We start from the raw sequence: 24,141 nt of genomic DNA on the forward strand, positions 1-24,141 counted from the left end.
GAAATATGCTTCAAAAAATCTTGCGTTTATCTCTATTAAATTCTTTAAAAAATAAGTCATTTCAGAACTTTATATTTCTTAGTTCTATTCAAGTCTCTAATATTTTAATCAATTTAGTTTCAATGCCTATTTTAATAACCTCTATAGGTGTTGATCAATTTGGTTTAGTTAATTTATCTTTATCTATAATAGTAATTTCAAATATTTTTGTAAGTTTTGGTTTTAACTTAAGTGGTCCAAGAGAAACAGCTATTAATCAAAAAAGCAAAAAAGAACTATCAATTCTATTATCAAGAATAACGGTTAGTAAGCTCCTATTGGCTACTGTTGTAGCTGTTCTTTTGTCAATGGGAATATTCATTTTTAACATTTTTCAGGAGTATCAGTCGATATTAGTTTTTTCGTTACTAATTCTTTACTCTGAAGCGACACTTAGTTTGTGGTTTTTTCAAGGATTAGAAAAGATGAAGTTAATATCAGTGGCAAATGTATTTAGTAAACTTTTATATTTATTAGGTATTGTTTTGTTTATAGAGCAGCCTAATCATTCAAAGTTTGTAAATTTTTTGCTTGGGGCAAGCGGTTTAACTATTAATGTTCTTGTTATTTTTTATGTCAAATTTAAAATGAAAATAGCATTAATATTTCCTCAAATTAAAGAGATATATGATTCTCTTAAATCAAATATTAACTTTTTCCTATCAAACTTAACCTCTTATATTTCAATAAATGGTGGATTGATAATCCTAAGCTTTTATTCTACACCTGAAACTCTAGGCAATTACAGTCTTGCAGAAAAAATAACTATGGTCATCAGACTTTTTCCAGCTATTCTAACACAATCCATTTACCCCAATGCCGTAAAATTATTTCACAATAATTTGGATGCGTTTTTTAAATTTGCGAGAAAGGCATACTTCTTAGGATTATCAATATCCCTAATAATTTCTATCTTCATTTACTCTTTAGCACCAATCATCATAAAAATACTTTCAAAAAATGATATACCAGAATCTATATATTATTTGAAAATTCTATCTTTTATTCCATTTTTAGCCAGTCTAAACTTGTTAAATGTTTTAATTCTTTTAATAAAAAATGAACAGGAACTTTTTTTTAAAATCTCATCAATTGCTTGTATTTGTATGCTTTCTCTTGGAGTTTTTTTGGCTTCAAATTATGGAGCTATTGGAATTTGTATAGCTCTTTTAGCTACAGAAGTAATTTATTTCTTTTTGTTTTCATTAATATTGTTTACCAGATCAGAAGAGATTTTTTACCGGATTTATTTAAATAAAAACATAGGGAGTAAATCCTGATAAAATTAAATATTACGTAATAAAAAGTATGATTATCCGCTTGTATACAAGTAGGGGCAAATGCTTGCAATAACTAATCTGTCAAATAGTTTTTCACCAAAGTATCTTCGGTTTAGTTTGTAACAGAATTCATTGAGATAGTTTTGAAGCATCTTTTCTGAAACCATATGGTAAGCCAGTAGTGTTCTCTGGACTTACATTTCTTGCAAATAATGCCTTCTCTTTCTCTTTGTTCCTTAAAGAAATGCATGCAACTTGCCTCATCTGGATATCTTTCATTGAATTGTAGGATAGTCATGGCTTTTTTCTTTATTTGAAGCCAATTAAACACTTAAAATACAGCCCTGAAAGTTATTGACACGTATTGTCAAAGTATAAAATTTGCCTACTTGTATGTAGACGGATATTCATAATAAAAAGTATCCACAATGTTGCATCCAAGGTAAAATAGACGTAACAATTTGTTTATATTATATCAAATCATAAAAATTCTTCCAACCAATACACAAATACTTCAACAAAATGGCAGCAATTACCCAACCATCTGTAGCGATCATAATCATCAATTGGAATAATTTCAATGATACCCAAAAATGTCTCAATTCCCTTAAAAAATGTGATTACCCAAATTTTCAATCCATAGTAGTGGATAACGACTCACAAGATGGATCAGGGAGAAAGTTAGAGGATGAATTTAAGGATTTTGCTTACTTTATCTTTTCAGATTCCAACAGAGGGTTCACAGGTGGAAATAATTTAGGTCTGAAATATGCCTTGGATCAGGGTTTTGAATATGTAATGGAGCTGAACAATGATACGGAAGTAGAGCCTGATTTTATCACAAAATTGATTGATTCTATTGTCGATAAGCCAGAATATGGCGCAGCCCAACCATTGATTTATTTCAATACTCCAAATAGACATATTGTTTGGAATGCTGGTGGAAATTACATTCGTCCATTGGGTATTTCGCAGACCAAATATAAAAACGTCAAAGACTCTAGGTTTATAAAGGCTTCGGAAACTGACTGGATAACGGGTTGTGCATTTTTGATCAAGTCTGAGGTGATCAAAAAAACAGGCTTGCTGAAAGAGTTTTACTTTTTCGGATCATTTGAAGATGTGGATTTGTCAATGAGAATACGGAATCTTGGATACAAACTTTGGTTTGAACCGAGCGCGGTAATCTATCATTCAGTAGGTGGCTCTTCAAAATCCAAAACCAAAGGGAAAGAAGGGTATCTAAACCCTAAGGTCCATTATTTGACGCAAAGAAATCAAATGATTTTTATCAACCACCATACTCCGACTATATTTAAACCCGTCGCCGTCCTAACACAAGTTATCAAGTTGCTTGCTTATTCCTTATATTTTTTAGTTCTTTGGAGGCCTATAAAGCTAAAGATGGTCTGGAAAGGCTTTAAAGATGGATTATTTAAAACTTACCATGATTAATACTGAAATTATTAGAAATGGAATTGAGGTTTACAAAGCAGCTAAACCATTTCCGCATTTGGTTATAGATGATTTTTTGGATCTTGAACTAGCTCAAAAATTATCGAATGAATTCCCCGATATCAATGACAACAGTCTTTTCAATTATTCTAATCCGTTAGAAAAAAAATCTGCTTTGAATGATTGGAATAAGTTTCCTTCAAACACTTACAGTTTTTTTGAATTTCTTTGTTCAAATGATTTTGTCAATCAGCTGGGAGAAATTCTAGGGATAAAATTATTCCCTGATTTTGGCCTTCATGGAGGTGGATGGCACATGCATCCAGATGGTGGCAAGCTTAACCCCCATTTGGATTATAATATACATCCCAAACTAGGGTTACAAAGAAGAATCAATCTGATTATCTATTTATCGGAGGATTGGAAACCTGAATATGGAGGCCATTTCGGTCTGTGGAGCAACAATGAAGAAACAAACAGGCCAGACAAACTTATTAAAGAAGTAGAAATCAAATTTAATAGAGCGGTGATTTTCGATACTAGTTTACAGTCTTGGCATGGACTCAGTCGCCAGGTCACTTCTGATGGTCAAAAAATCAGAAAATCACTGGCTATATATTATCTTTGTGTGCCTCCCGCAACTTATGTTGACAGACAACGTGCGCTTTACGCACCTACTGAAGATCAGAAAAACAATCCCGAGATTGATGAACTTATCAAGAAAAGATCGGATAGTCAGCAATATAAGGATCATTATATTACAAAATAGTTAAGCTTTTTATTTCGATTATTTAATCAATGAAGGCTCTTCTATTCACCATTCTGTATCATGGTTGTATTGGTGATCTTCATGATGGAAAATTAGCTCAAGCTATATGCTATTTATAATTTTCTCCGTAGCGGTATTTATTTTGTGTTTTATTACCTTCAAAAACATCGTTTTTAGAGGCAAATGGGAGTATGTTATTTTTTTTACAGTCATATTCTTCCCTTTTTATATTACAATTATCAGTACAGTATATAGTACTACGAAATCCATCTTGATCCTTTCTATATTTCAATATATCAAGGAAATAGTCATGCTAGTTGCTTTTATAGGTTTCTTTGTATACCAGAAGAACCTATCCAATTACCCTCTTAGATTGAATGGTTTAGACTATAGCTTTATTCTTTTCTACTTATTAGTCATTTGCTTTTTAATTTTACCGATTGGTGAAGCTACGGTGTACAGCAAGTTGCTCTATTTCAAAAATGTAGCCTTGATGGGCCTCTTCTATTTCTTTGGACGAAACAGCCATTTTGGTGATCGAGAGCTAAAGAAGTTATTGCACGTCATTCTACTAATCGCTGGTTTAGCATTGACCTTGAATATCATTGAATTCAGTATTGATACCCACTTTCAGCAGTTTACTGGATATGCAGTATTCAATGATGAAATCAATAATATAAGTCCTAAAGGTAACCATGGTTTGACATGGACTTTTGAGACTCCAACTTACGCCAAAAGGTTTGCTTCATTCTTCTCGGATCCACTTGAGTTGGCTATTTCATCAATTATGATGTTTGCAACAGCTTTGATTATGTATTTGACCACCAAAAGAGGAAAAGCTACACCTTACCTATTCATGATAGGAGCTACTGCTGCAACATTGGTACTTTCTTATTCAAGATCATCAATCGCTGCATTGCTTGTCATGTTGGTATATATCGCCTTCTTATTTAAACTGTACAAAATCGTCTTTGCAATTATTGGCTTAGGCTTTACTGTCTTAGTATATATTCTTTTCTTTAGCTCAGACGAGTTCAGGTACTTTCTTATAGATACGATCACTTTACAAGACTCCTCTTCTTTGGGACATCTTGTAGAATGGCTCGCAGCCATAGAATCTATGATAAGCAATCCAATGGGAATAGGACTAGCTACAAGTGGGAACATTGGTGCAGTCGATGAAGAACTCCGAGTAGGTGGAGAGAATCAATTCCTTGTCTTTGGTGTACAAATAGGTTGGATAGGGATGATCTTGTATATCCTCATGCTATTAGGGTCAATTGTCTACTGCTACAAAGCTTTTGGCCATTTGAAAAATACTGGTGAAGCGAGGATTGCATTTATTGCAACCACCGTCAAGTTTGCAGCAATATTTCCCCTCTTTACTTCCAATGCAGAGAAATTTTTATTTGTTTCGCTCATTACTTGGTGGATGGTAGGGTACACCGTCAATGCTATCCACAGGCAAAAGCTTAAAGAAATCATCAGCCATGGGTAAGATTAGAGTGGGTTTTGACTCCAGAGACTTATTTTTTGCGCAAACGGGCACAAAAACTTTTTCAGAAGAACTGATCAAAGAAATTCAGCAAGACCCAACAGTAGAATTGGTATTATTGAGTCCTAAAAATGCCAAAGCACCCAGTTCACTATGGAGTAAGGCCCTCGCACATTTTCAATTTATCATTTGGAAACTTTGGACCTTACCAAGAAAAGCACAGCAGGCAAAAGTGGATTATCTGATCTGCCCAGATTATGTAGCACCATTTCTTTTCCTCGGCAAGGTCAAAACCCTCCCCGTTTTCCACGGTTGCAATATTTGGGAAATACCTCAAAATTATAACACCATCTGGAGGTGGTACTTCTCTGCTCTTGCAAGGGGGGGAGAAAAAAAGGCACACCGTGTATTGACAGTATCACAATTCTCCAAGTCTAAACTGATAGATGTCTTGGGCATAGCAGATTCCAAGATCAAGGTCATTCCAATAGGAGCCAAAGCAATTCAAAATTCTGTGAATAACGCTACTCAAAGACCTATCAAAAATGAATATCTCCTCCACATTGGCGTATTGGACAAGAGAAAAAATCTGCCTCGCCTTATTCGTGCTTTTGCTTTACTTGATGACAGCTCTATTCATCTGATTTTGGGAGGAGGTAGGCCTTCGAAAATTTTCAATGACAGCTATCCTGAAATTCAAGCAACAATCAAAGAGCTTGGCTTGGAAAAACGTGTTCATTTGACGGGTTATTTGAAAGATGAAATGCTAGCCCATTATTATCAACATGCCAAAGCTTATGTTTTCCCCTCGACTTATGAAGGCTTTGGGATTCCAGTTTTAGAAGCATTTCAACATGGGCTACCTTTAGCTGCTTCTAATATTTCATCCTTACCAGAGGTAGTAGGAGAAGGTGGTCTATTGTTTGATCCATACAATATTCAAGAAATGGCATATCAAATAGAGGCGCTTTTCAGTATGGGCGAATCAGAGTTATCCACAATGAAAGAAAAACAGGAGAAACTCCTTTCTTGGTACAATTGGAGCAATTCTTGGAAAGAAATAAAGCAAACGCTCAATGAAAAATAATAAGGTTCTTGTGCTCCATTCCAGTTCGGACCTTTATGGTGCCAGCAACAGTGTGGTTCGCTCCTTGATGGCACTGCGTCATGTGGGTCTGGAACCCATGCTACTACTTTCTGAAACTGGTCCACTAAGTCAAAAAGTAGAAGCATTGGGAATAGAGGTTCGTATACTCAGGCTAGGAGTGATCAGAAGAAAGTACTTCAACCTCTTAGGCTTGCTGAATAGAAAATACTACATCCTAAGAGCCTCTCTGAAAATCCGAAGGATAATTGAAAAAGAAAGTTTCCAGTTGGTGCTGACCAATACTACTGTGATATTTTCTGGTGCCTTCGCTGCTAAACTAGCTGGAGTCAAACATATTTGGCATGTCAGGGAGACTATTACAGGTCCTGCTTTCTTCAAGAACTTCATCACCTACTTGCTCAACAAGACTGGGCACACCAATTTCTTTGTGTCGAATGCTTCCCGAGATAATTACCTTCCCAAAATTCAAGCTGAAAAAACTCAAGTAATCTACAATGGCATTGAATATAGCAAATTTGTGGATAATGCTTATGATCTTAAGCACGAACTAGGTATATCGCAAGATAAAATCTTGATCTCTATGGTGGCGAGAGTCAACTTGCTAAAAGGTCAAAAGTATTTCTTAGAAATTGCCAAGCTACTGTTATTGAAGAACAAGAACCTACATTTTATACTTGCAGGTGATACTTTTCCTGGCTACGAATATCTTCTGGAAGAACTACAAGAATATATTGTAAGCAATAACCTTGTGCACAATATAAAAGACCTGGGTTTCCGCTCTGATGTATACAATATCATGGGAGGCTCAGATATATTTGTTTTGCCATCCATTCAGCATGATTCACTCCCTACAACAATCTTGGAAGCCATGGCTGCTGCCAAACCAGTCATAGCTACAGCCTTAGGCGGATCCACAGAAATGGTCGTCAATGGAGAGACAGGTTTTTTGATTCCGCATGATGATGCAAAAGTAGCTGCAGAAAAAATCCAAGAGCTGATAGACAATCCAGAATTGCGTAGTCAAATGGGTCTCAAGGGACAGGAAAGGCTAAAACAGTATTTCTCAATTGACGCTTACCTTGAGAATTTTGGGAAAGCTGTTCTAGAGGTAATAAACCAATAATGTAATTTTAAAAAAGCCTTTTATCTTTACCTCTTAAACAATTATTTTTCATGAAGCAAAAAAGAAAATCAGGTTTAACTCAAAGTGAAATTCAAGCCATCGATCACAAACCTTTTATTGAGCCAGAGGTAGATGCTCGGTATTATCTGCAACTACCTGTGGATAAGTTTATCATCAATATGTCAGCACCCACGAAAGCTGGATATGGCCACTTTTTCTTCTTGGAGCTAATTCAAAAACTATCTCAGAAATACGATCAACTTTATTTTTTGATCACTACGAATGAAGTGGATCCAAATTTTGAAGAAGACTTTCTTGAAAAACTTGACCAACCGAGCCTCAATGGAAAGGTATCTTACCTCAAGTTTGGAAAAGAGCTGCCAGACATCCTCAAAGCCTCTGATATCTTTGTATCCCCTTATAAGACTGAAGGTACATTTCCAAGTATCATTCTCAAAGCCATGGCAACAGCCTTGCCAGTCATTTCCTTTCAATCTCAATTAGCTGAGCAGGTTATCATTGATCAGGTAACAGGCTTATTGATACAAGAAAATGACCTTAACCAAGCCATAGAAAAGTTTTCCACATTGATTGAAAATAAAGCACTGTCTTCCAAGCTGGGGTCAAATGGGCAAAAACGAATTATCGAGCATTTCAGCTTGTAAATCAACAACCATGAATATCAAAAAAGACCAAATTTTAAAAGTAGCAATCTTGGGAGCAAAAGGTTATCCTTATGTCTATGGTGGCTATGATACCATGGTCAAAGAGCTAGGTGAGCGACTTCAAAAAAAAGGTGTGCAAGTAACGGTCTATTGCCACCGCGCACTTTTCAAAGATAAACCACCCTACGTCAATGGAATCAAACTAATCTATACCCCTGCCATAGAAAAGAAAAGCCTGACTCAATTGACGCATTCCTTCGTCTCGATGATGCATGCTTGTTTTTCAGATGTGGATGTGATTTTTGTGGTAAACTCAGGTAACGGCCCTTTTGGGATCATCTCCAAAATCTTCAGAAAACCCACAGCCATCAATGTAGATGGGCTAGAATGGCTTCGGCCAAAATGGAAGGGCATTGGTTCTAAATACTTCTTCTGGGCCTCCAAGATGGCTACCAAGTTTTACGATCAGATCATCAACGACTCTGACGAAATGCAGCGCATCTATAAGGAGCTCTTCAATGCTAACTCTAAAGTAATTGCCTATGGAGCCAACCCATCATTGAGTTCAGATGCTCGAAAAATTCAAAACAGGGGATTAGAAAAGGAAGGCTATTTTTTGATTGTAGGCAGACTAGTTCCTGATAATAATGCCGATATCATCATCTCAGGTTTTGTAAAGTCCAATTCCAAACGAAGACTTGTAATCGTGGGCGATGTACCTTTTCAGGATGACTATGTGGATAACTTAAAAGCCATTCAAGACAATCGCTTACTCTTCACTGGGTATGTGACAGACCCCGAGGAGCTTAAAGCACTTTATCATAACTGCTACGCGTATTTTCATGGGCATGAGTATGGAGGTACTAACCCTGCCATGCTCAAGGCTCTTGGTTATGGTTGCGCAATCTTGGCTTTGGACACGGCTTTCAATCAAGAAATGCTTCAAAATGGGAAGCATGGTTGGTATTTCAAAAAGAACCCAAAAGCAGTATCAGAACTTATCCACAAGGCAGAATCCCAACCTGAAGCCATGCAGTCACTCCGAGACACCGCCCGCACCGGCCTCACCCAAAAATACAACTGGGACCACGTCACCGATCAATACCTAGAAGTATTTCAGCATTTATCTAAAAAGGAAGCTCACAGATTACACTGATTACACAGATTTAGAATTGATAATTCTGATCAAATTTTCTTTGTCTAATGATTTAGCATTGAAATTTACAAGAAAACCTAATTCCTTTTTGGCTATTTTGAGGTACGTTAAAACCTGCTTCTTATGCACTGAATTAAGCATTTCTACAGATTTCAACTCAATAATAATTTCATTATCTACTAAGATATCAATCCGAAACCCTAACCCAAGATTAACATCTCTATAAACCACAGGTAAAGCAACCTGTTTTTCAGTTGAAAATCCTTGTAACTCTAATTCATAGATTAATGCACTTTCATAAACACTTTCTAACAGTCCAGGTCCTAATATATTATGAACATTAAAACATGCTCTTCTTATATTGTAGCTTTTCTCGTTGATATCCATAAAAAGTTAAATCTAAAAACTCAATTTTATCTAAATTTAAAAAAATTATAGAAAGCCTTCAATCTAAACAGCTCAAAATAAATTTAATTAAATCTGAGAAATCCGCGAAATCTGCGAGCAACAATTAGGTTCTTCGTTTATTAAACCAAGATTAGAAATCAAAAGAGTAATCAATTAACGATCTCTAAAAAACATCCTTAAGTCAAACAAAATAAAAATAGTGTCCATCCGTGGTAAAATAAATCCGCGAAATCTGCGAGCCTTTAATTTTAGATTGTAGATCTTAGATTTTGCCTCTAAGAAAGCTTGACAAGATGCAGAAAGCATAATAGGTTTGGATTTGAATTTTATCTAGTGTTCATCTGTGTCTATCCGTGGTAAAATAAATCTGCGAAATCCGCGTAATCTGCGAGCAATATCAAACAATAAACTAATCTAATAAATGGAAAAAGAAATCATCTATTCAGCTGAAGCACCAGCGCCAATTGGTCCCTATAGTCAAGCAGTAAAGGCTGGCAATACACTTTATGTCTCTGGTCAAATAGCACTTGATGCTGATTCGGGAGAATTGATCAATGAAAACATCACCGAAGAAACACATGCTGTCATGAAAAACTTAGAAGCTGTTCTCAGACAAGCAGGTTATGGCTTTGTTAACGTAGTCAAGTGTACGATCTTCATCAAAGATATGGGGCAATTCGCCACCATCAACGATGCCTATGGCCAATACTTCAAGTCTAATCCGCCTGCTAGAGAAACTGTAGAAGTCAGTAGACTTCCCAAAGATGTCAATGTGGAAATTTCTTGCATTGCAGTGAAATAGGGGAAAGGTTAAAGGGGAAAGCAAGCTTATATCTTTCCTCTTACTTTAAAGTTTTGTAAATAACTTATTTTACAATCGCTCTAAACATTCGCGTAAAGATAAAATAGTGTAAAGGCTTCACAAGAAGCCAATATAGCCTCCCAAATGTGCCATTAGGCATAAACTCTATTTTTTGAAAGAATCGATTAGCTTTGATTTCATAAGTTATCCACACTTTGCCGGGCAGTTTCATCTCTGCTCCAAGTTTCAAATACTGTTTAGACTTATCCACATTTACCACTCTCCAAAAGTCTAGTTGATCCCCTTTTTGTAAATCTCCACTTGGCCTGCCTTTTCTATAACCAACTCCACCGAGCAGCTTATCCACAATTCCTCTCAGCTTCCAAAGCTTGGTTCCGAAGTACCAGCCTTGATCTCCTCCAATCTGCCAAACCCGCTGCCAAATATCCGCTTCTCTTTTTGAAACATCCGCTTCCCATAATTCCACAAAGGTATTTTTATGTTGTCCCAACTTTTCCACAGTTCTAAAATTAAAATCTAGTCTATCAAATAACTAACTTTGTCTCGTTGAAGTTATGTAGCTATGCCCTTTTTCCCATCCCAAAGTGAAGTATTGGTTTCTTCTTTGAGCAAAGAAGTTGTTCTTGCCAATTTGCAGGAAGTGACCAAGCAGGTCAATTACCTAGATTATGACCTAAAGCAGGATCAGGAGTTTCAATTTAACGGCAAGATTGAAAAAGATCAGTTCCACATTTCCTTGTTGATACAAAAAGCAGACAGCTTCCTACCCCTGATCAAAGGGAAGATAGAGGATACCCCTATGGGCTGCATCCTTTTTCTAACTTACCGGCTGTTTCCTAGTTCAACTTTCTTCTTGGGTTTTTGGTCTTTGGTAACCTTGGGCTTGACGCTTTTCTTTGGATTAGTTCAGCAAAAGACCGTTTATGCTATACTAAGTCTTAGTTTTGGAATCTTTAATTACCTCTTTGCATGGCTACATTTCAAAAGGAAAATCAAAATTTCTCAAGATATCTTCCATCAACTCCTCGACAAAAATCAACTATAGCATTCAGCAAACTAAAAAGAGGAAATCCATCAATGGCTATGGATTATAAGCATCAGGTAGTAATTTAGCGAACTGAAATTTAACCCGAAATATGCATTAGTATTTCTATTATGAACCCTAATGCATAATCCGTATTTAAAACTAAAAAAAAGAAATACATATGAGCATCAGGATAGAAAAAGACACCATGGGGCCTGTGGAAGTCCCTTCTGACAAGTACTGGGGAGCACAAACTCAAAGATCTATCAACAATTTTAAGATTGGCGGAGAGCGAAACCGCATGCCAATCGAAATCATCAGAGCTTTTGCCATCCTGAAAAAATCAGCAGCCTTGACCAATGCCGAACTTGGTGTATTGGCTCAGGATAAAGCTGATATCATTGCTAAAGTCTGTGATGAAATCCTAACTGGTCAGCATGATGACCAATTTCCGCTTGTGATCTGGCAAACTGGTTCTGGTACGCAGTCCAATATGAACTCCAACGAGGTGATTGCTTACAGAGCACACGTATTGCTTGGAGGATCTTTGGAAGACGAAAAGAAAAAAATCCATCCAAATGATGATGTGAACAAGTCGCAATCATCCAATGATACTTTTCCTACTGCCATGCACATCGCTGCTTACAAAATGGTCGTAGAAACCACCATTCCGGGCATCGAAAAATTAAGAGACACCCTGCAGGCAAAGTCTGAAGCCTTTATGAATGTGGTCAAAATTGGTAGAACACACTTCATGGATGCTACTCCGCTTACTTTAGGACAGGAATTCTCTGGATATGTCGCACAGCTGAATCATGGTTTGAGGGCATTGAAAAATACACTTCCGCATCTTTCTGAATTGGCACTAGGTGGTACAGCAGTAGGTACTGGTCTGAACACACCAAAAGGCTATGCAGAACTCGTAGCCAAGAAAATCGCAGAATTCTCAGGACAACCTTTGGTTACCGCTCCAAACAAATTTGAAGCATTGGCAGCACATGATGCCATCGTGGAGGCCCATGGAGCTTTGAAGCAGTTGGCTGTAAGCTTGATGAAAATCGCCAATGACATCAGAATGCTTTCCTCAGGTCCAAGATCTGGTATCGGTGAGATCTTGATCCCAGAAAATGAACCAGGTTCCTCCATCATGCCGGGTAAGGTCAATCCTACACAAGTAGAAGCCATCACCATGGTCGCTGCACAAGTAATGGGCAACGATGTGGCAGTGTCCATAGGCGGGTCTAATGGTCATTTTGAATTGAATGTGTTCAAGCCAATGATGATCGCAAACTTCCTTCAGTCTGCAAGGTTGCTAGGAGATGCTGCGGTTTCTTTCAATGACAACTGTGCCATCGGTATCGAACAAAACACACCATTTATCAAGCAGCATTTGGAAAACTCCCTGATGTTGGTGACGGCATTGAATCCACATATTGGTTATGAAAATGCTGCTGCTATCGCTAAGAAAGCTCACAAAGAAGGTACTAGCCTAAGAGAAGCTGCTATCGCATTGGGATTATTGACGAGCGAGCAGTTTGACGAATGGGTGAAACCTGAAGACATGATCGGTAGTTTAAAATAAATTAAATAATCTCTGGAAGCTTAGCCTCATGGCTGAGCTTCATTTTCATTTTAAAAAATAATCACATGAAGAAGTTTTTTATCAACGCTTGCTTCGCTATCCTACTTTTCGGAGGTATAGCAACAGGTGCGTTTGCAGGGGACAATTCTACTGCAAAAACCGCTGAAATCTCTGCAGAGGCCAAAGTAAGAATGGACGAAATCGAATCCAGAGTCAATGAAATCAAAGCAATGGATTTCACCGAACTTAGCAAAGAAGAAAGAAAGGAAATCCGTGCAGAGCTTAAAGATTTGAAGAAAGAGGCGAAAAACAATGGAGGAGGACTTTATATCTCCACAGGTGCCTTGATCATAATTCTTATTCTGCTAATCATCCTTCTTTAAGCTAATCCGATGATTCTTTGTTCAGGTTTATTGTTGTGAACAATAATTCATTTGATGGAGAATTGAATTTTATAAAACCTTTGGGAACACTCGTTTCTCAAAGGTTTTATTTTGATAAATAAACGATAAGATTAACAAAATTTTTTAATAGTCTAATTCTTTAGCATTTAGACAATGTGAAGTAGCGCTTTTCCACCTCTTTCGATTAATTTTAGATTCAAACCTATTGAATCATGCAAAAAGCAACGCTTATCATTCAATGTCCCGATCAGAAAGGTATCGTGGCCGTAGTCTCGGATTTCCTATACAAGCATCAGGGTAATATCCTGGAAGTTGACCAGCATGTGGATCAAGAGCTTGGCCTGTTTTTTATGCGAGCTTGCTGGGAGCTCGATAGCTTTGGGCTGAAAAAATCAGAAATCAAGAAAGTCTTTGAACAAGAAATTGGCAAAAGGTTTAACATGGACTTTCAACTTTATTTCAATGATAGGAAGCCGAGGATGGCAATTTTTGTGTCCAAGCTTTCTCACTGCCTTTTTGATATTTTGAGTAGGTACTACTCAGGGCAGTTTGAGGTAGAAATCCCCATAATTATTTCCAACCACAGGGATCTCAAAAGAGTGGTGGAGGCTTTCAGGATTCCATTTCACTACATTCCTATGGATAAAGCCAATAAATTAGCAATTGAAGGTAAGCAATTGGATTTGTTAGCAGAAAATCAAGTAGATTTCATTGTCTTGGCCAGGTACATGCAGATACTCAGTGGAGATTTCATCAAAAAATACCCCAATAGAATCATCAATATCCACCACTCTTTTTTACCAGCATTTGTGGGAGCAAAGCCATATCACGCCGCTTACCAAAGAGGCGTAAAAATCATCGGTGCGACCGCACACTATGTCACTGAGGAACTGGATGCGGGTCCGATCATTGAACAAGATGTGTCTAGGGTAAGACACCACAATACTGTAACTGACCTCGTTCAGATGGGACAAGACATAGAAAAAGTAGTGCTATCAAAAGCTATCAAATATCATCTAGAACGGAAAGTGCATCCTATAGGCAATAAGACCGTCATCTTCTACTAATAGAACGCTGGACCTGTTCCGATCACTATCGGAATGACGCTGATCTTGCGGATTACCGCGGATGATCTTCCTTTTATTTCTACATTTTTTCAACCCTATTTCTATTGTATTTCAATTTACTTCCAATTTCCATCAATTTTTATCATCCCCTTCCCAATCACCTTCCTATCCAACATATCCTGCAATGCCTGAGGGGCTTCTTCCAGGGTGTAGGTTTTGTAAATGTGCTGTGAAATTTTTCCTGACTGAATCAGACCGACAAGTTCCATGATATTCTGCTGACTTTGCTTGGGTTCTTCTTTGGAAAATCTTCCCCAGAATACCCCCATCACCGCGCAGCCTTTGAGTAAGGCAAGATTGAAAGGTAGCTTGGGAATTTCACCTCCCGCAAAGCCCACAACCAAATACCTTCCTTTCCAAGCCATCCCTCTCAATGCTGGCTCCGCATACTTATCACCCACTACATCCAATACCACATCTACCCCTCTGCCATCTGTTAAGGATTTGATGCGCTCTTTGAGGTCTTCTTTTTCATAATTGATCAATTCGCTGGCTCCATGGGAAGCACAGACTTGAAGCTTCTCTGCAGTAGAAGCGGCCGCGATCACTTTCGCACCCATGACTTTCCCTAAGGCAACTGCCGCCAAACCCACACCTCCAGAAGCGCCCAATACCAAAAGGGTCTCTCCAGCCTGTAAATTTGCCCTGTCCTTCAAAGCATGATAAGCTGTGCCAAATGTGTAAAGCGTAGAAGCAGCTGTGATAAAGTCCATCTGAGGAGGAATAGGAAATACCCGATCAGCCTCCACTTTGACCTTTTCTGCAAAACCACCCCAGCCGCAAAGCGCCAAGACCCGTTGTCCTGCTTGCAGGTGTTTCACTGCGCTTCCTACCTTTTCCACTATCCCAGAGACTTCCCCTCCAGGGGAGAATGGCAACTCAGGTTTGAATTGATATTTGTTCTGAATGATCAGCACATCGGGAAAATTCACCGCAGAGGCAGCCACTTGAATCAATACTTCATGCTCGCCGATTTCGGGTTCAGGTACATCCATGTAGCGTAATGAATCAGGTAATCCGTGTTCTTGACAAATAATCGCTTTCATATTTTTTCTTGTTTAATGATCACTTAGCATAAGTCCAAAGGGTCAATTTCATAGATAAAAGTTTTGCCTAAAATAGGCAATTCCTGATATATCCCGTAATTTTGAGCAATTGTGAAAATCAGCACTTTGAGTGCGATACACTTGCGCAAAGGTTTTTCCTAACTCTTGGAAGTCCTGAAGTGTGGATCAGCATCAAAGTCCTAAACAAAACCCAAGTATGTCAGTAAAACAGTATATTCAAGACAATCAGGAAAAATTCCTCAATGAACTTTTAGACTTACTCAGAATTCCTTCCGTAAGTGCAGATCCCAAATTCAAAGATGATGTGTTCGCAGCAGCTGAATTTGTCAGAGAAAGCTTAGAAAAAGCTGGTGCTGAAAAGGTAGAAGTATGTCAAACCGCAGGCTACCCGATCGTCTATGGTGAAAAAATCATTGACGCTAGCCTGCCTACCGTCTTGGTCTATGGACACTATGATGTACAGCCTGCTGACCCTTATGAATTGTGGGATTCCCCACCATTTGAACCTGTGATCAAAAAGACAGCAAGACATCCTGAAGGTGCCATCTTCGCAAGAGGCTCAGCCGATGACAAGGGGCAGTTCTATATGCACGTCAAAGCTTTCGAAGCCATGATGGCCAATAAAGACCTGCCTTGTAATATCAAATTCATGATCGAAGGGGAAGAAGAAGTAGGCTCTGAGCACTTGGATATTTTTGTCAAAGAAAACAAAGAAAAGCTCAAAGCCGATGTGGTCTTGGTATCTGATACACACATGATTTCTTTGGAAAATCCTTCCGTAACCGTAGGCTTGCGAGGATTGGCCTACATGCAGGTGGAAGTGACTGGACCGAACAGAGACCTTCACTCTGGAACATACGGTGGGGCTGTAGGCAACCCGATCAACATCCTTTGCAAAATGATCGCTTCACTCCAAGACGAAAACAACCACATCACCATCCCTGGCTTTTATGACAAAGTAGAAGACTACTCAGCTGACTATAGAAAAGCATTGAACGATGCGCCATTTGACCTAGAAGCTTACAAAAAAGAACTGGACATCAAGGATGTTCATGGAGAAAAAGGTTACACAACCATAGAAAGAGTAGGCATCAGACCTACTTTGGATGTGAACGGCATCTGGGGAGGCTATACTGGCGAAGGCGCCAAGACAGTCCTTCCTTCTAAAGCCTACGCTAAAATCTCCATGCGATTGGTTCCCAATCAAGATCATAAGGAGATCGCCAAGCTTTTTGAAGCACATTTCAAAGCCATCGCGCCGGATTCAGTGAAAGTGAAAGTTACTCCCCACCATGGAGGTCAAGCGGCAGTAGTCTCTACTGATACGCCTGGCTACAGAGCAGCTGACCTAGCTATACAAGAAGCCTTTGGCAAAAAAGCCATTCCTACGCGTGAAGGAGGCTCCATCCCAATTTGTTCGCTTTTCCAGCAAGAACTTGGGCTAGATCCTATTTTGCTAGGCTTTGGACTAGACACCGATGCGTTGCATTCGCCAAATGAACATTATGGCGTGAAAAACTACTACATGGGCATCGAAACCATCGCGCTCTTCTTCAAACACTTCAAAAATGAAGCAAGCAAATAAGTTATAGTAAGCCTACTCCAAGTAAAACATCCCGTTTTGCTTGGAGTTTTGGTTTATCTGCTTGGCTTTGGAACATTTCTCACTGAACTTTCCTGCCTACTTTTGCCTTTTTACATTCAGTTTAGCATTCAACTACGATCATGTCAAAATTTCTCAAATCTTCACTGATTTTATCCTTCCTTTTTCTGATTGGCACAGCTGCATTTGCACAGATGATTGCACCGCCTCGATGGAGCATTGAGTTGGCTACCAAAGACCTCAAAGTAGGAGACGAGGTGAAAATTACTTTCAAAGCTCAAATTCCAAAGGACTGGTACATCTATTCCAATGATTTTGATCCAGAATTGGGTCCTATGCTGACCGAATTGAATCTGGATAAAGCAAAATCCAAAGGCTTTAGCTTGGTAGGTGGGCTCAAAGCCATCAACCCAAAAAAGAAGTTTGACGAGGTTTGGGAAGGTGATGTTACTTATTTTGAAGTTTCGGGGACTTTCGAACAGTTGATCAAAATCACCGCAGAAGATATTGTCATTGATGGCTACCTAGGCTATCAAATGTGTACTGATGTGACTGGGCAATGCGTGCCTTTTGACGAAGACTTCAGCATCAAAGCCAAAGCGACTCCTGCATCAGTAGCTGAGGCAATATCCACAGAGGCAAGCGAAACGGAAACAGTTGTAGCTGAAGAAAGTACAGTAGCTGAAGAAGCTGAAATCACACCGACACAAGAGGAGCGTACTTACATAGACCTTGCAGCAGACGAGGAACAAGAAAGTCTTTGGGGCTTTATGATATTGGCGTTTTTGGCAGGTTTAGCGGCTTTGTTGACTCCTTGTGTATTCCCGATGATTCCGATGACAGTGACCTTCTTCACAGGCAGGTCCAAATCCAGAGCCAAGGGAATCAAAAATGCGTTGATTTATGGCATATCCATTATCGGAATCTATACCATCGCTGGTACAGCAGTGGCAGCTATCCAAGGGCCAGAGTTTGCCAATTGGCTTTCTACCCATTGGGTGCCCAATGTCTTTTTCTTCTTGGTATTTATCTTCTTTGCCTTTGCATTCCTAGGCATGTTTGAGCTTACCCTCCCAAGCAGCTTTGTCAATAAAATAGATGCCAAAGCGGATAAAGGTGGGCTATCTGGCATTTTCTTTATGGCCTTTACCTTGGTATTAGTTTCCTTTTCTTGTACCGGCCCGATCGTAGGTTCTATCTTGATCAGTTCGGCAGGTGGAGCACTTTTGAAGCCAATCTTGGGCATGTTTGCCTTCTCTTTGGCATTTGCGATTCCTTTCGCAATCTTCGCCGTATTCCCAGAGTGGCTCAACTCCCTTCCTAAGTCAGGCGGTTGGTTGAACTCTGTGAAGGTGGTCTTGGGTTTCTTGGAACTCGCCTTGGCCTTCAAGTTCCTCTCCGTAGCCGATCAAGTCTATCACTGGGGATTATTGGATAGAGACATCTACATTGCCATTTGGGTTGTAATTTTTGCCTTATTAGGCTTCTACTTACTGGGAAAGATTCGAACCAAACACGATTCACCCATGGACTACATTGGGGTGCCAAGACTGATGCTAGCAATCAGCACTTTTATCTTTGTAGTCTATTTGATTCCAGGACTATGGGGCGCTCCGCTTAAGGCGCTTAGTGGCTATTTGCCTCCGATGGCTACCCATGATTTCAATATCATGGAAAACAGAGGCTTGAGCATGTCCGAAGCCAACACCCTAGATGATGTACCTAAATATGCTGAATTCCTCCATTTCCCACATGGAATCCAAGGCTACTTCGATTATGACCAAGCCTTAGCTGCGGCTAAGCGAACAGGCAAACCGCTTTTTATTGATTTCACGGGTCATGGCTGTGTGAATTGTAGAGAGATGGAAGCCCGTGTATGGTCTGATGCACAGGTACTAAAGAGGCTCAATGAAGATTTTATCATGGTGGCCTTATACATCGACGAGCGCTTTGAATTGCCAGAGTCGGAGTGGTATGTATCGGAATATGATGGCAAGGAGAAAAAAACCATCGGCAAGCAAAACGCCGATTTCCAAATCACCCGCTTCAACAACAATGCGCAGCCCTACTATGTGATTCTAGACCACAATGAAGAACTCCTCGTCAGACCCAAAGCCTACGATACCAATATCCAAAACTTCGTCAATTTCCTTGAAGAAGCGAAAGTGGAGTTTGGAAGAAGATGATTTAAATGATTTTGGATATTGAGATATTAGGATATTGTTGAGGTAAGGAAGAGGGTTTTGAATAGAATCATTATCTTTCAACATGCACGAGGAATTAGAATTCTATATAAAGGGTCTAAGTAGGTTAAAGAGGGGTTCCACGAAGTTTGGTCAAGCTCCACATAAGCCTATTCTCCTTTTAACTTTAATTCAGTTGATTGAAGAAGGCGAAGTGGTGAAAAATGAGTTTTATGTCGATGCTCTTCTCGTTGCTAAATTTCAAGAGGTTTGGGGTAATTATGTAGATACTTTACATCAGGCTGATTTTACTCAACCTTTTTATTACCTCCAAAATGATCAGTACAAGAAGAAACACTTTTGGTATTTAAAGCCTAAGGCTGGGTACTCTATAAACTCACATATTAAAAGTGTTTTTACATTATCTGATGTTTTGGAATATGGTTATTTAGACCCAAGCCTCTTTCAACTTCTTCAAGACCCTACCAAAAGGGAATTTTTAAAATCAAGGTTGGTCAATCAATATTTTCCAAATAAAGGCCTGAATTACCAAACTGGTGTAACAAGCTATATTAATCAAATAGAAAGTGAAATTCTAAGCGAGCCAATTGAGCCATATAAAAGGATAATCACAACAAAAGAGGATGAAGTATTTGTAAGAAATGGCATTTTCAAACGTGTTATTCCTAGGATATATGAATCACAATGTAGCTTCACAGGAATGAAATTAGTTTCTATGCATGGGTATAGTTTAATAGATGCTTGTCATATTATTCCTTTCAGTATTTCTCAAAATGATAAAGTAGACAACGGAATAGCTTTATGCCCAAATATGCATAGGGCATTTGATAGAGGGCTTGTAAGTCTAGATCAAGACTACAAAATATTGGTTTCTGATCACTTTGAGGAAAACACAGAAAATACTTACAGCATAAAAAAATTAAAAGGTAAAAAAGCCATAATACCCAACACTACAAAATACCATCCCTCTAGAGAAAATTTAGAATGGCATAGAAGCAATATTTTTAAATCTTAAAACCCACCAACAACCTTCCCCTCCCCACCCCGTAATCTATTATAGATACTTTTAGTCAACACTGTCTTTTAATTTAAAATTGAGCGACCATGAAATTCAGAATCCTTTTGCCCTTATTTCTATTCATTTTTTCAATATCATTTGCGCAGCAAGTTCGTCTAGATGCGGGACTTGGGATTGGAACCACATTCCATGATGGGTCCATTGGGCCTGGCAAGGTACTTTTTACTTCTGCATTGACTTACGAGTTTAGACCTCGATTTGAGTTTGGTTTAGATTTTCTCACTACAGGACAGATGCGATTCTCAGACCCTGAGCCTATTCTTGAGCTTTCCAACTTTGATGTCTACGAATCAGGCTTGGCCAATATGACCAATTACATGGCATTTGGTAGGTATAAGTTTCCCCTCAGGGAACCTAGAAGGTATGCCTTTGTAGGAACAGGGCTAGGTCTCAGTCATGTGGTACAGCGTGTGAATACAAATGAAACTAAGTCTGTTTCTAAAAATAATTTGATCATAGGACTAGAAGCAGGTATAGTCAGAAATAACTGGACATTAGGCCTCCGATGGATTAGCCCTGTGACTACACCCACCTTCGAAGAAGTCAATCAAGACACGGGTCGAACCGTAGTATATAGCGAAGCCAACTTGACTCCAATTTTCTTCTATGCTAAATACGACCTGATACGCATTGGAAGAAACTAATCACCTTACTTCCTATGAAAACAAAAATGCCGCAGATTTGACTCTGCGGCATTCTTTGTTAATACCCATTGATTTTATCTTCTCTCAGTGTAACTATAAGAAAGCCTATTCCTGCTCACTCTTTATCAATATCCACTCTTATCTTATCCGCTAAGCCAACAAGCGAAGCGGATAAAATAGAATCAATAGCAAATCAAATCAAGAAGTGCCTTTTTTCATATACCACGAGAACCAAATTTCAGCTTACATATCAATTCAACCTCCTCAAATACCTGAAAAACTCAGAGTCTGTGGATAACACTAGGCTGGTATTTTCATCCATGGATTTTTCGAAACTCTCCATCGTTCTCAAGAACTTGTAGAGCTCTATGGATTGTCTGTTTTTGTTGTAGGCGGATGCATAAATATTGGTAGCTTCAGCATCTGCGCGACCTTTGATTTCTTCCGCTTCTTTGAAAGCTTCCGACTGAATCTGTGCCAAATCTCTTTCCTTGTTACCTTCTATCACCCTAGCGCGACCTTGACCTTCTGAGCGGAATTGATCCGCGATCCTGTTTCTTTCAGAAATCATCCTGTCATATACGCGATCTCTTACTTCGTCCACATAATTCATACGCTTGAATCTGAAATCTAGAATCCTTACACCCAAGTCAGTGGTTCTTTCATTGGCTTTTTCCAAAATGATCTTTTCAATCTTATCTCTTCCCACAGAAATATCTTCGAGGATTTCGATTTCTTCCATAAAGTCCTCGGTGATTTCTGGATCCCTATTGGTAGATCTTACTAAATCCAGCAAATCATTGCTCGCAATGGCATTTCTAGTCTCTCCATCCAATATATCATCTAACCTGGACTGAGCAGATCGCTCATCTCTCAGTCGGATAAAAAATTGAAGTGGATTGGTGATTTCCCATCGGGCATAGGTATCTACAAAGATAAACTTCTTGTCCTTGGTCGGCACCTGATTCTTATCACCATCCCATTCTAGATAGCGCTTATCGAAGAACTGCACTTTGTGCAAAAAGGGTGTTTTGAAATTGATCCCAGGAGTAGTCCTAGGTTCTCCGACTGGCTTACCAAACTGCGTGACGATGGCTTGCTGCGTCTCGTCCAAGATAAAATAGCTATTGAAAAGCAGTACGGCCAGAATGGCTCCTATAATTATATATCCTAATCTATTCTTTTTCATTGTGTAGGTGCTTTAACTTTATCGATATTCAAAAGTGGCAATACATTGTTTCCTTTTTCATCCACGATGATCTTATTGCCTATTTTAGGCAAAATACGCTCCATAGTCTCTAAGTAAATTCGCTGCTTGGTCACTTCAGGTGCTTTGACATAAGCATCATAGAGCGCATTGAACCTTTCGGCTTCACCGATGGCTCTATTGACCCTATTGAGAGAAAAGGCTTCCGCTAGTTGAATAGTCTCTTCTGCTTCCCCTCTTGCTCTTGGGATGACCCTATTATATTCTGCTTCTGCTTGATTGATCAAGGTTTCCCTTTCTTGCTGGGCTTGGTTTACCGCATTGAAACTTGGCTTGACTGGCTCAGGCGGGTTCACATCTTGTAATACGACTTGGTCGATCCTGATACCATTTTCATACTCGTCACACATTTCTTGGAGTAGTACCTCCACACTAGAAGCTACTTCTTGCCTTCCGACGGTCAGTACCTCATTGACAGTACGGTCTCCCACTACTTTTCTCATCACAGATTCTGACATATCACGGAGTGTTTTTTCCGCATTTCTTACCCTAAAGAGAAATTTGTAAGAATCAGTGATTCTATACTGAACCACCCATTCCACATCAGTAAGGTTCAAATCCCCAGTAAGCATCATGCTTTCATCACCAAATCCTGACTTAGCATAATCTGACCTTTGGGAAGCGCTCGTGGTTCTGAACCCAAACTCCTGCTTGAGCTGTCTCTGTACGGGAATTTTGTGCATCTTTTCTATACCAAAGGGTAGCATAAAGTTTAAGCCTGGCTGCACAGTTCTATTGTATTGCCCCAGTTGAATCACTACTCCTTCTTCCTCAGGCCCCACTGTCCTGACACTAGACCCAATTGCCACAATGACAATCAGCCCTGCTACAATCTTGCCCAGATACTTTTTGATCCAGTCAGGATTGATATTGATTTCATAATTTTTGTCTTCCATTGAATTTTATTATTTATTGATCTCTGCTATTTTAAAAGGTGTTAAATTATAATATTCATACTAGGTATTTTAGAGCCACATTCGGCTATGGATCGTGGACAATTGTTTCATCATTAGCCATGATCTCTATTTGATTATGCGACCAATCGAGAATAATTAAATTTCCAATACGTAAAATTGTCCACTTTCGGATATCAAAAAGCTACTCTTTGCTAAGAATAAGGCTAATTTTCCTCAAAATGAAATATAATTCAAAAGGAGATCACAAAAATCAAGAACAAAACCAGCCAAATGAAGTCCATGAAATGCCAATATTTGGTAAAGAGTTCTATGCGCATTTTTTCAAATGGATTGGTCAACATGATCAAATGCTGTACTTGATCTTTTTCCCGCTTGCTGTATTGCACCACCATGATCAAAGCAAAAACCATCGCCCCAATCAGGTGAAAAATATGGATACCACTGAGCACATACAGGAAGCTACCGCTCGGTAAGCCTTTGAAATCCACGCCCATTCCTGTGAGTTCTTTCCAGCCCATCAATTGTAGCGCGGTGAAAATCAAACCCATGAAAAAAGTACTTAAAAGACTGTTTTTTACCTTTTTGATAGATTCTTCTTTGAAATGTAGCAGCATCTTGGATACCGTATAGCCTGAAAATAAAATCACCAATGTGCTCAAAATAAAAGAGCGGGGCATCTTAAAACCCAAACCATCCATCTGACCATAACCCGAAGCTAAAAAAGCAACGGTCAAAAAAAGAAAAATCAATCCGCTACCAAACATTCCCAGATACATCAGGGTCTGATAGGGGTGCATACTTTCTATTTTCTGAAACCAGGTTTGCTGTTTTTGACTCATGGGTATTGTTGTACTTTGTTTCTAAACATTTTAATAGGGCATAGGTTCAGGATTATACTTCACA

24 protein-coding genes and 1 pseudogene are annotated in these 24,141 nt (G+C 38.9%); 17 read left to right on the plus strand and 8 right to left on the minus strand.

What is annotated here, in order from left to right; translation table 11 throughout:
• The first annotated feature begins 5 nt into the window (after nucleotides 1-5).
• Nucleotides 6-1,319, plus strand: coding sequence for an oligosaccharide flippase family protein (locus tag CHB66_RS10430; protein WP_089240641.1), 1,314 nt, complete (start codon nucleotides 6-8; stop codon nucleotides 1,317-1,319).
• A gap of 32 nt (nucleotides 1,320-1,351) precedes the next feature.
• Here CHB66_RS10430 and CHB66_RS16810 read toward each other — a convergent pair.
• Together CHB66_RS16810 and CHB66_RS17290 are read right to left on the minus strand one after the other, a co-directional pair.
• Nucleotides 1,352-1,510: pseudogene (locus CHB66_RS16810) on the minus strand (IS1595 family transposase); the annotation flags it as partial.
• Nucleotides 1,449-1,598 carry a hypothetical protein gene (locus CHB66_RS17290; protein WP_170932471.1) on the minus strand — a complete coding sequence of 50 codons (150 nt, stop codon included), beginning with the start codon at nucleotides 1,596-1,598 and terminating at the stop codon, nucleotides 1,449-1,451. The pseudogene CHB66_RS16810 and the gene CHB66_RS17290, both read right to left, overlap by 62 nt.
• A 243-nt stretch (nucleotides 1,599-1,841) precedes the next feature.
• Between CHB66_RS17290 and CHB66_RS10440 the strand changes: the two genes are divergently transcribed.
• From CHB66_RS10440 to CHB66_RS10470, 7 genes are all read left to right on the plus strand, one after another.
• The gene (locus CHB66_RS10440; RefSeq protein ID WP_089240645.1) at nucleotides 1,842-2,774 is read left to right on the plus strand and encodes a glycosyltransferase family 2 protein; all 933 of its coding nucleotides are present in this window, start codon (nucleotides 1,842-1,844) and stop codon (nucleotides 2,772-2,774) included.
• A complete protein-coding gene (locus tag CHB66_RS10445; protein ID WP_089240850.1) occupies nucleotides 2,767-3,543 on the plus strand; it encodes a 2OG-Fe(II) oxygenase in 777 nt (258 codons plus the stop codon). Before CHB66_RS10440 ends, CHB66_RS10445 begins: the two co-directional genes overlap by 8 nt.
• Before the next feature lie 106 nt (nucleotides 3,544-3,649).
• Nucleotides 3,650-5,041, plus strand: coding sequence for an O-antigen ligase family protein (locus CHB66_RS10450; protein ID WP_089240647.1), 1,392 nt, complete (start codon nucleotides 3,650-3,652; stop codon nucleotides 5,039-5,041).
• A complete protein-coding gene (locus CHB66_RS10455) occupies nucleotides 5,034-6,125 on the plus strand; it encodes a glycosyltransferase family 4 protein (protein WP_170932472.1) in 1,092 nt (363 codons plus the stop codon). The genes CHB66_RS10450 and CHB66_RS10455 overlap by 8 nt, the downstream gene beginning before the upstream one ends.
• Nucleotides 6,115-7,269 (plus strand): glycosyltransferase, encoded by a 1,155-nt coding sequence (locus CHB66_RS10460; protein ID WP_089240651.1) that lies wholly within the window; start codon nucleotides 6,115-6,117, stop codon nucleotides 7,267-7,269. Before CHB66_RS10455 ends, CHB66_RS10460 begins: the two co-directional genes overlap by 11 nt.
• Before the next feature lie 50 nt (nucleotides 7,270-7,319).
• Complete coding sequence (locus CHB66_RS10465) at nucleotides 7,320-7,934, plus strand: glycosyltransferase (RefSeq protein ID WP_089240653.1); 615 nt, start codon at nucleotides 7,320-7,322, stop codon at nucleotides 7,932-7,934.
• 10 nt (nucleotides 7,935-7,944) lie between these two features.
• Nucleotides 7,945-9,090, plus strand: a complete 1,146-nt coding sequence (locus CHB66_RS10470) for a glycosyltransferase (RefSeq protein WP_089240655.1) — start codon at nucleotides 7,945-7,947, stop codon at nucleotides 9,088-9,090.
• Here CHB66_RS10470 and CHB66_RS10475 read toward each other — a convergent pair whose 3' ends face one another.
• A complete protein-coding gene (locus CHB66_RS10475; protein ID WP_089240657.1) occupies nucleotides 9,091-9,477 on the minus strand; it encodes a GxxExxY protein in 387 nt (128 codons plus the stop codon).
• A 442-nt stretch (nucleotides 9,478-9,919) separates the two neighbouring features.
• Here CHB66_RS10475 and CHB66_RS10480 point away from each other — a divergent pair, with 442 nt between their 5' ends.
• Complete coding sequence (locus tag CHB66_RS10480) at nucleotides 9,920-10,300, plus strand: RidA family protein (RefSeq protein ID WP_089240659.1); 381 nt, start codon at nucleotides 9,920-9,922, stop codon at nucleotides 10,298-10,300.
• Nucleotides 10,301-10,364: 64 nt separating this feature from the next.
• Here CHB66_RS10480 and CHB66_RS10485 read toward each other — a convergent pair whose 3' ends face one another.
• Nucleotides 10,365-10,820, minus strand: coding sequence for a DUF2867 domain-containing protein (locus tag CHB66_RS10485; protein WP_089240661.1), 456 nt, complete (start codon nucleotides 10,818-10,820; stop codon nucleotides 10,365-10,367).
• A 63-nt stretch (nucleotides 10,821-10,883) separates the two neighbouring features.
• Between CHB66_RS10485 and CHB66_RS10490 the strand changes: the two genes are divergently transcribed.
• The 4 genes from CHB66_RS10490 to purU all read left to right on the plus strand — a co-directional run bounded on the left by CHB66_RS10490 (nucleotide 10,884) and on the right by purU (nucleotide 14,398).
• Nucleotides 10,884-11,366, plus strand: a complete 483-nt coding sequence (locus CHB66_RS10490) for a hypothetical protein (RefSeq protein WP_089240663.1) — start codon at nucleotides 10,884-10,886, stop codon at nucleotides 11,364-11,366.
• Between the two features lie 160 nt (nucleotides 11,367-11,526).
• Nucleotides 11,527-12,927, plus strand: a complete 1,401-nt coding sequence (fumC, locus tag CHB66_RS10495; protein WP_089240665.1) for a class II fumarate hydratase — start codon at nucleotides 11,527-11,529, stop codon at nucleotides 12,925-12,927.
• A 65-nt stretch (nucleotides 12,928-12,992) separates the two neighbouring features.
• Nucleotides 12,993-13,310: a hypothetical protein gene (locus CHB66_RS10500; protein WP_089240666.1), complete on the plus strand. Its 318-nt coding sequence runs from the start codon at nucleotides 12,993-12,995 to the stop codon at nucleotides 13,308-13,310.
• 233 nt (nucleotides 13,311-13,543) lie between these two features.
• Nucleotides 13,544-14,398 carry a formyltetrahydrofolate deformylase gene (purU, locus tag CHB66_RS10505; RefSeq protein ID WP_089240668.1) on the plus strand — a complete coding sequence of 285 codons (855 nt, stop codon included), beginning with the start codon at nucleotides 13,544-13,546 and terminating at the stop codon, nucleotides 14,396-14,398.
• Nucleotides 14,399-14,514: 116 nt separating this feature from the next.
• Here the strand turns inward: purU and CHB66_RS10510 are convergent, their stop codons facing one another.
• On the minus strand, nucleotides 14,515-15,504 hold the full coding sequence (locus CHB66_RS10510; protein WP_089240670.1) for an NADPH:quinone oxidoreductase family protein: 990 nt from the start codon (nucleotides 15,502-15,504) through the stop codon (nucleotides 14,515-14,517).
• A gap of 217 nt (nucleotides 15,505-15,721) precedes the next feature.
• Between CHB66_RS10510 and CHB66_RS10515 the strand changes: the two genes are divergently transcribed.
• From CHB66_RS10515 to CHB66_RS10530, 4 genes are all read left to right on the plus strand, one after another.
• On the plus strand, nucleotides 15,722-17,110 hold the full coding sequence (locus CHB66_RS10515) for a dipeptidase (protein WP_089240852.1): 1,389 nt from the start codon (nucleotides 15,722-15,724) through the stop codon (nucleotides 17,108-17,110).
• 140 nt (nucleotides 17,111-17,250) lie between these two features.
• Nucleotides 17,251-19,314 carry a protein-disulfide reductase DsbD family protein gene (locus CHB66_RS10520; protein ID WP_089240671.1) on the plus strand — a complete coding sequence of 688 codons (2,064 nt, stop codon included), beginning with the start codon at nucleotides 17,251-17,253 and terminating at the stop codon, nucleotides 19,312-19,314.
• Between the two features lie 193 nt (nucleotides 19,315-19,507).
• Entirely contained in the window at nucleotides 19,508-20,347 is an 840-nt protein-coding gene (locus tag CHB66_RS10525) for an HNH endonuclease (RefSeq protein WP_170932473.1), read from the plus strand.
• Nucleotides 20,348-20,436: 89 nt separating this feature from the next.
• On the plus strand, nucleotides 20,437-21,054 hold the full coding sequence (locus CHB66_RS10530) for a hypothetical protein (RefSeq protein ID WP_089240675.1): 618 nt from the start codon (nucleotides 20,437-20,439) through the stop codon (nucleotides 21,052-21,054).
• Between the two features lie 250 nt (nucleotides 21,055-21,304).
• On the opposite strand, the gene hflC is transcribed toward CHB66_RS10530, so the two are convergent.
• The 3 genes from hflC to CHB66_RS10545 all read right to left on the minus strand — a co-directional run bounded on the left by hflC (nucleotide 21,305) and on the right by CHB66_RS10545 (nucleotide 24,077).
• A complete protein-coding gene (gene hflC, locus CHB66_RS10535; protein ID WP_089240677.1) occupies nucleotides 21,305-22,243 on the minus strand; it encodes a protease modulator HflC in 939 nt (312 codons plus the stop codon).
• Nucleotides 22,240-23,217, minus strand: a complete 978-nt coding sequence (gene hflK, locus CHB66_RS10540; RefSeq protein ID WP_089240679.1) for an FtsH protease activity modulator HflK — start codon at nucleotides 23,215-23,217, stop codon at nucleotides 22,240-22,242. Before hflK ends, hflC begins: the two co-directional genes overlap by 4 nt.
• Nucleotides 23,218-23,468: 251 nt before the next feature.
• On the minus strand, nucleotides 23,469-24,077 hold the full coding sequence (locus CHB66_RS10545; protein ID WP_089240681.1) for a cytochrome c oxidase subunit 3: 609 nt from the start codon (nucleotides 24,075-24,077) through the stop codon (nucleotides 23,469-23,471).
• Between the last annotated feature and the right edge of the window lie 64 nt (nucleotides 24,078-24,141).

It is taken from the genome of Belliella buryatensis, assembly GCF_900188245.1.
GTDB classification, from domain to species: domain Bacteria; phylum Bacteroidota; class Bacteroidia; order Cytophagales; family Cyclobacteriaceae; genus Belliella; species Belliella buryatensis.

What these genes read in the sequence shown, in the direction of transcription:
- CHB66_RS10430 (WP_089240641.1), top strand. Translation starts at nt 6, where the DNA reads ATGCTTCAAAAAATCTTGCGTTTATCTCTATTAAATTCTTTAAAAAAT.
- CHB66_RS17290 (WP_170932471.1), bottom strand. Translation starts at nt 1,598, where the DNA reads ATGAAAGATATCCAGATGAGGCAAGTTGCATGCATTTCTTTAAGGAAC.
- CHB66_RS10440 (WP_089240645.1), top strand. Translation starts at nt 1,842, where the DNA reads ATGGCAGCAATTACCCAACCATCTGTAGCGATCATAATCATCAATTGG.
- CHB66_RS10445 (WP_089240850.1), top strand. Translation starts at nt 2,767, where the DNA reads ATGATTAATACTGAAATTATTAGAAATGGAATTGAGGTTTACAAAGCA.
- CHB66_RS10450 (WP_089240647.1), top strand. Translation starts at nt 3,650, where the DNA reads ATGCTATTTATAATTTTCTCCGTAGCGGTATTTATTTTGTGTTTTATT.
- CHB66_RS10455 (WP_170932472.1), top strand. Translation starts at nt 5,034, where the DNA reads ATGGGTAAGATTAGAGTGGGTTTTGACTCCAGAGACTTATTTTTTGCG.
- CHB66_RS10460 (WP_089240651.1), top strand. Translation starts at nt 6,115, where the DNA reads ATGAAAAATAATAAGGTTCTTGTGCTCCATTCCAGTTCGGACCTTTAT.
- CHB66_RS10465 (WP_089240653.1), top strand. Translation starts at nt 7,320, where the DNA reads ATGAAGCAAAAAAGAAAATCAGGTTTAACTCAAAGTGAAATTCAAGCC.
- CHB66_RS10470 (WP_089240655.1), top strand. Translation starts at nt 7,945, where the DNA reads ATGAATATCAAAAAAGACCAAATTTTAAAAGTAGCAATCTTGGGAGCA.
- CHB66_RS10475 (WP_089240657.1), bottom strand. Translation starts at nt 9,477, where the DNA reads ATGGATATCAACGAGAAAAGCTACAATATAAGAAGAGCATGTTTTAAT.
- CHB66_RS10480 (WP_089240659.1), top strand. Translation starts at nt 9,920, where the DNA reads ATGGAAAAAGAAATCATCTATTCAGCTGAAGCACCAGCGCCAATTGGT.
- CHB66_RS10490 (WP_089240663.1), top strand. Translation starts at nt 10,884, where the DNA reads ATGCCCTTTTTCCCATCCCAAAGTGAAGTATTGGTTTCTTCTTTGAGC.
- fumC (WP_089240665.1), top strand. Translation starts at nt 11,527, where the DNA reads ATGAGCATCAGGATAGAAAAAGACACCATGGGGCCTGTGGAAGTCCCT.
- CHB66_RS10500 (WP_089240666.1), top strand. Translation starts at nt 12,993, where the DNA reads ATGAAGAAGTTTTTTATCAACGCTTGCTTCGCTATCCTACTTTTCGGA.
- purU (WP_089240668.1), top strand. Translation starts at nt 13,544, where the DNA reads ATGCAAAAAGCAACGCTTATCATTCAATGTCCCGATCAGAAAGGTATC.
- CHB66_RS10510 (WP_089240670.1), bottom strand. Translation starts at nt 15,504, where the DNA reads ATGAAAGCGATTATTTGTCAAGAACACGGATTACCTGATTCATTACGC.
- CHB66_RS10515 (WP_089240852.1), top strand. Translation starts at nt 15,722, where the DNA reads ATGTCAGTAAAACAGTATATTCAAGACAATCAGGAAAAATTCCTCAAT.
- CHB66_RS10520 (WP_089240671.1), top strand. Translation starts at nt 17,251, where the DNA reads ATGTCAAAATTTCTCAAATCTTCACTGATTTTATCCTTCCTTTTTCTG.
- CHB66_RS10530 (WP_089240675.1), top strand. Translation starts at nt 20,437, where the DNA reads ATGAAATTCAGAATCCTTTTGCCCTTATTTCTATTCATTTTTTCAATA.
- hflC (WP_089240677.1), bottom strand. Translation starts at nt 22,243, where the DNA reads ATGAAAAAGAATAGATTAGGATATATAATTATAGGAGCCATTCTGGCC.
- hflK (WP_089240679.1), bottom strand. Translation starts at nt 23,217, where the DNA reads ATGGAAGACAAAAATTATGAAATCAATATCAATCCTGACTGGATCAAA.
- CHB66_RS10545 (WP_089240681.1), bottom strand. Translation starts at nt 24,077, where the DNA reads ATGAGTCAAAAACAGCAAACCTGGTTTCAGAAAATAGAAAGTATGCAC.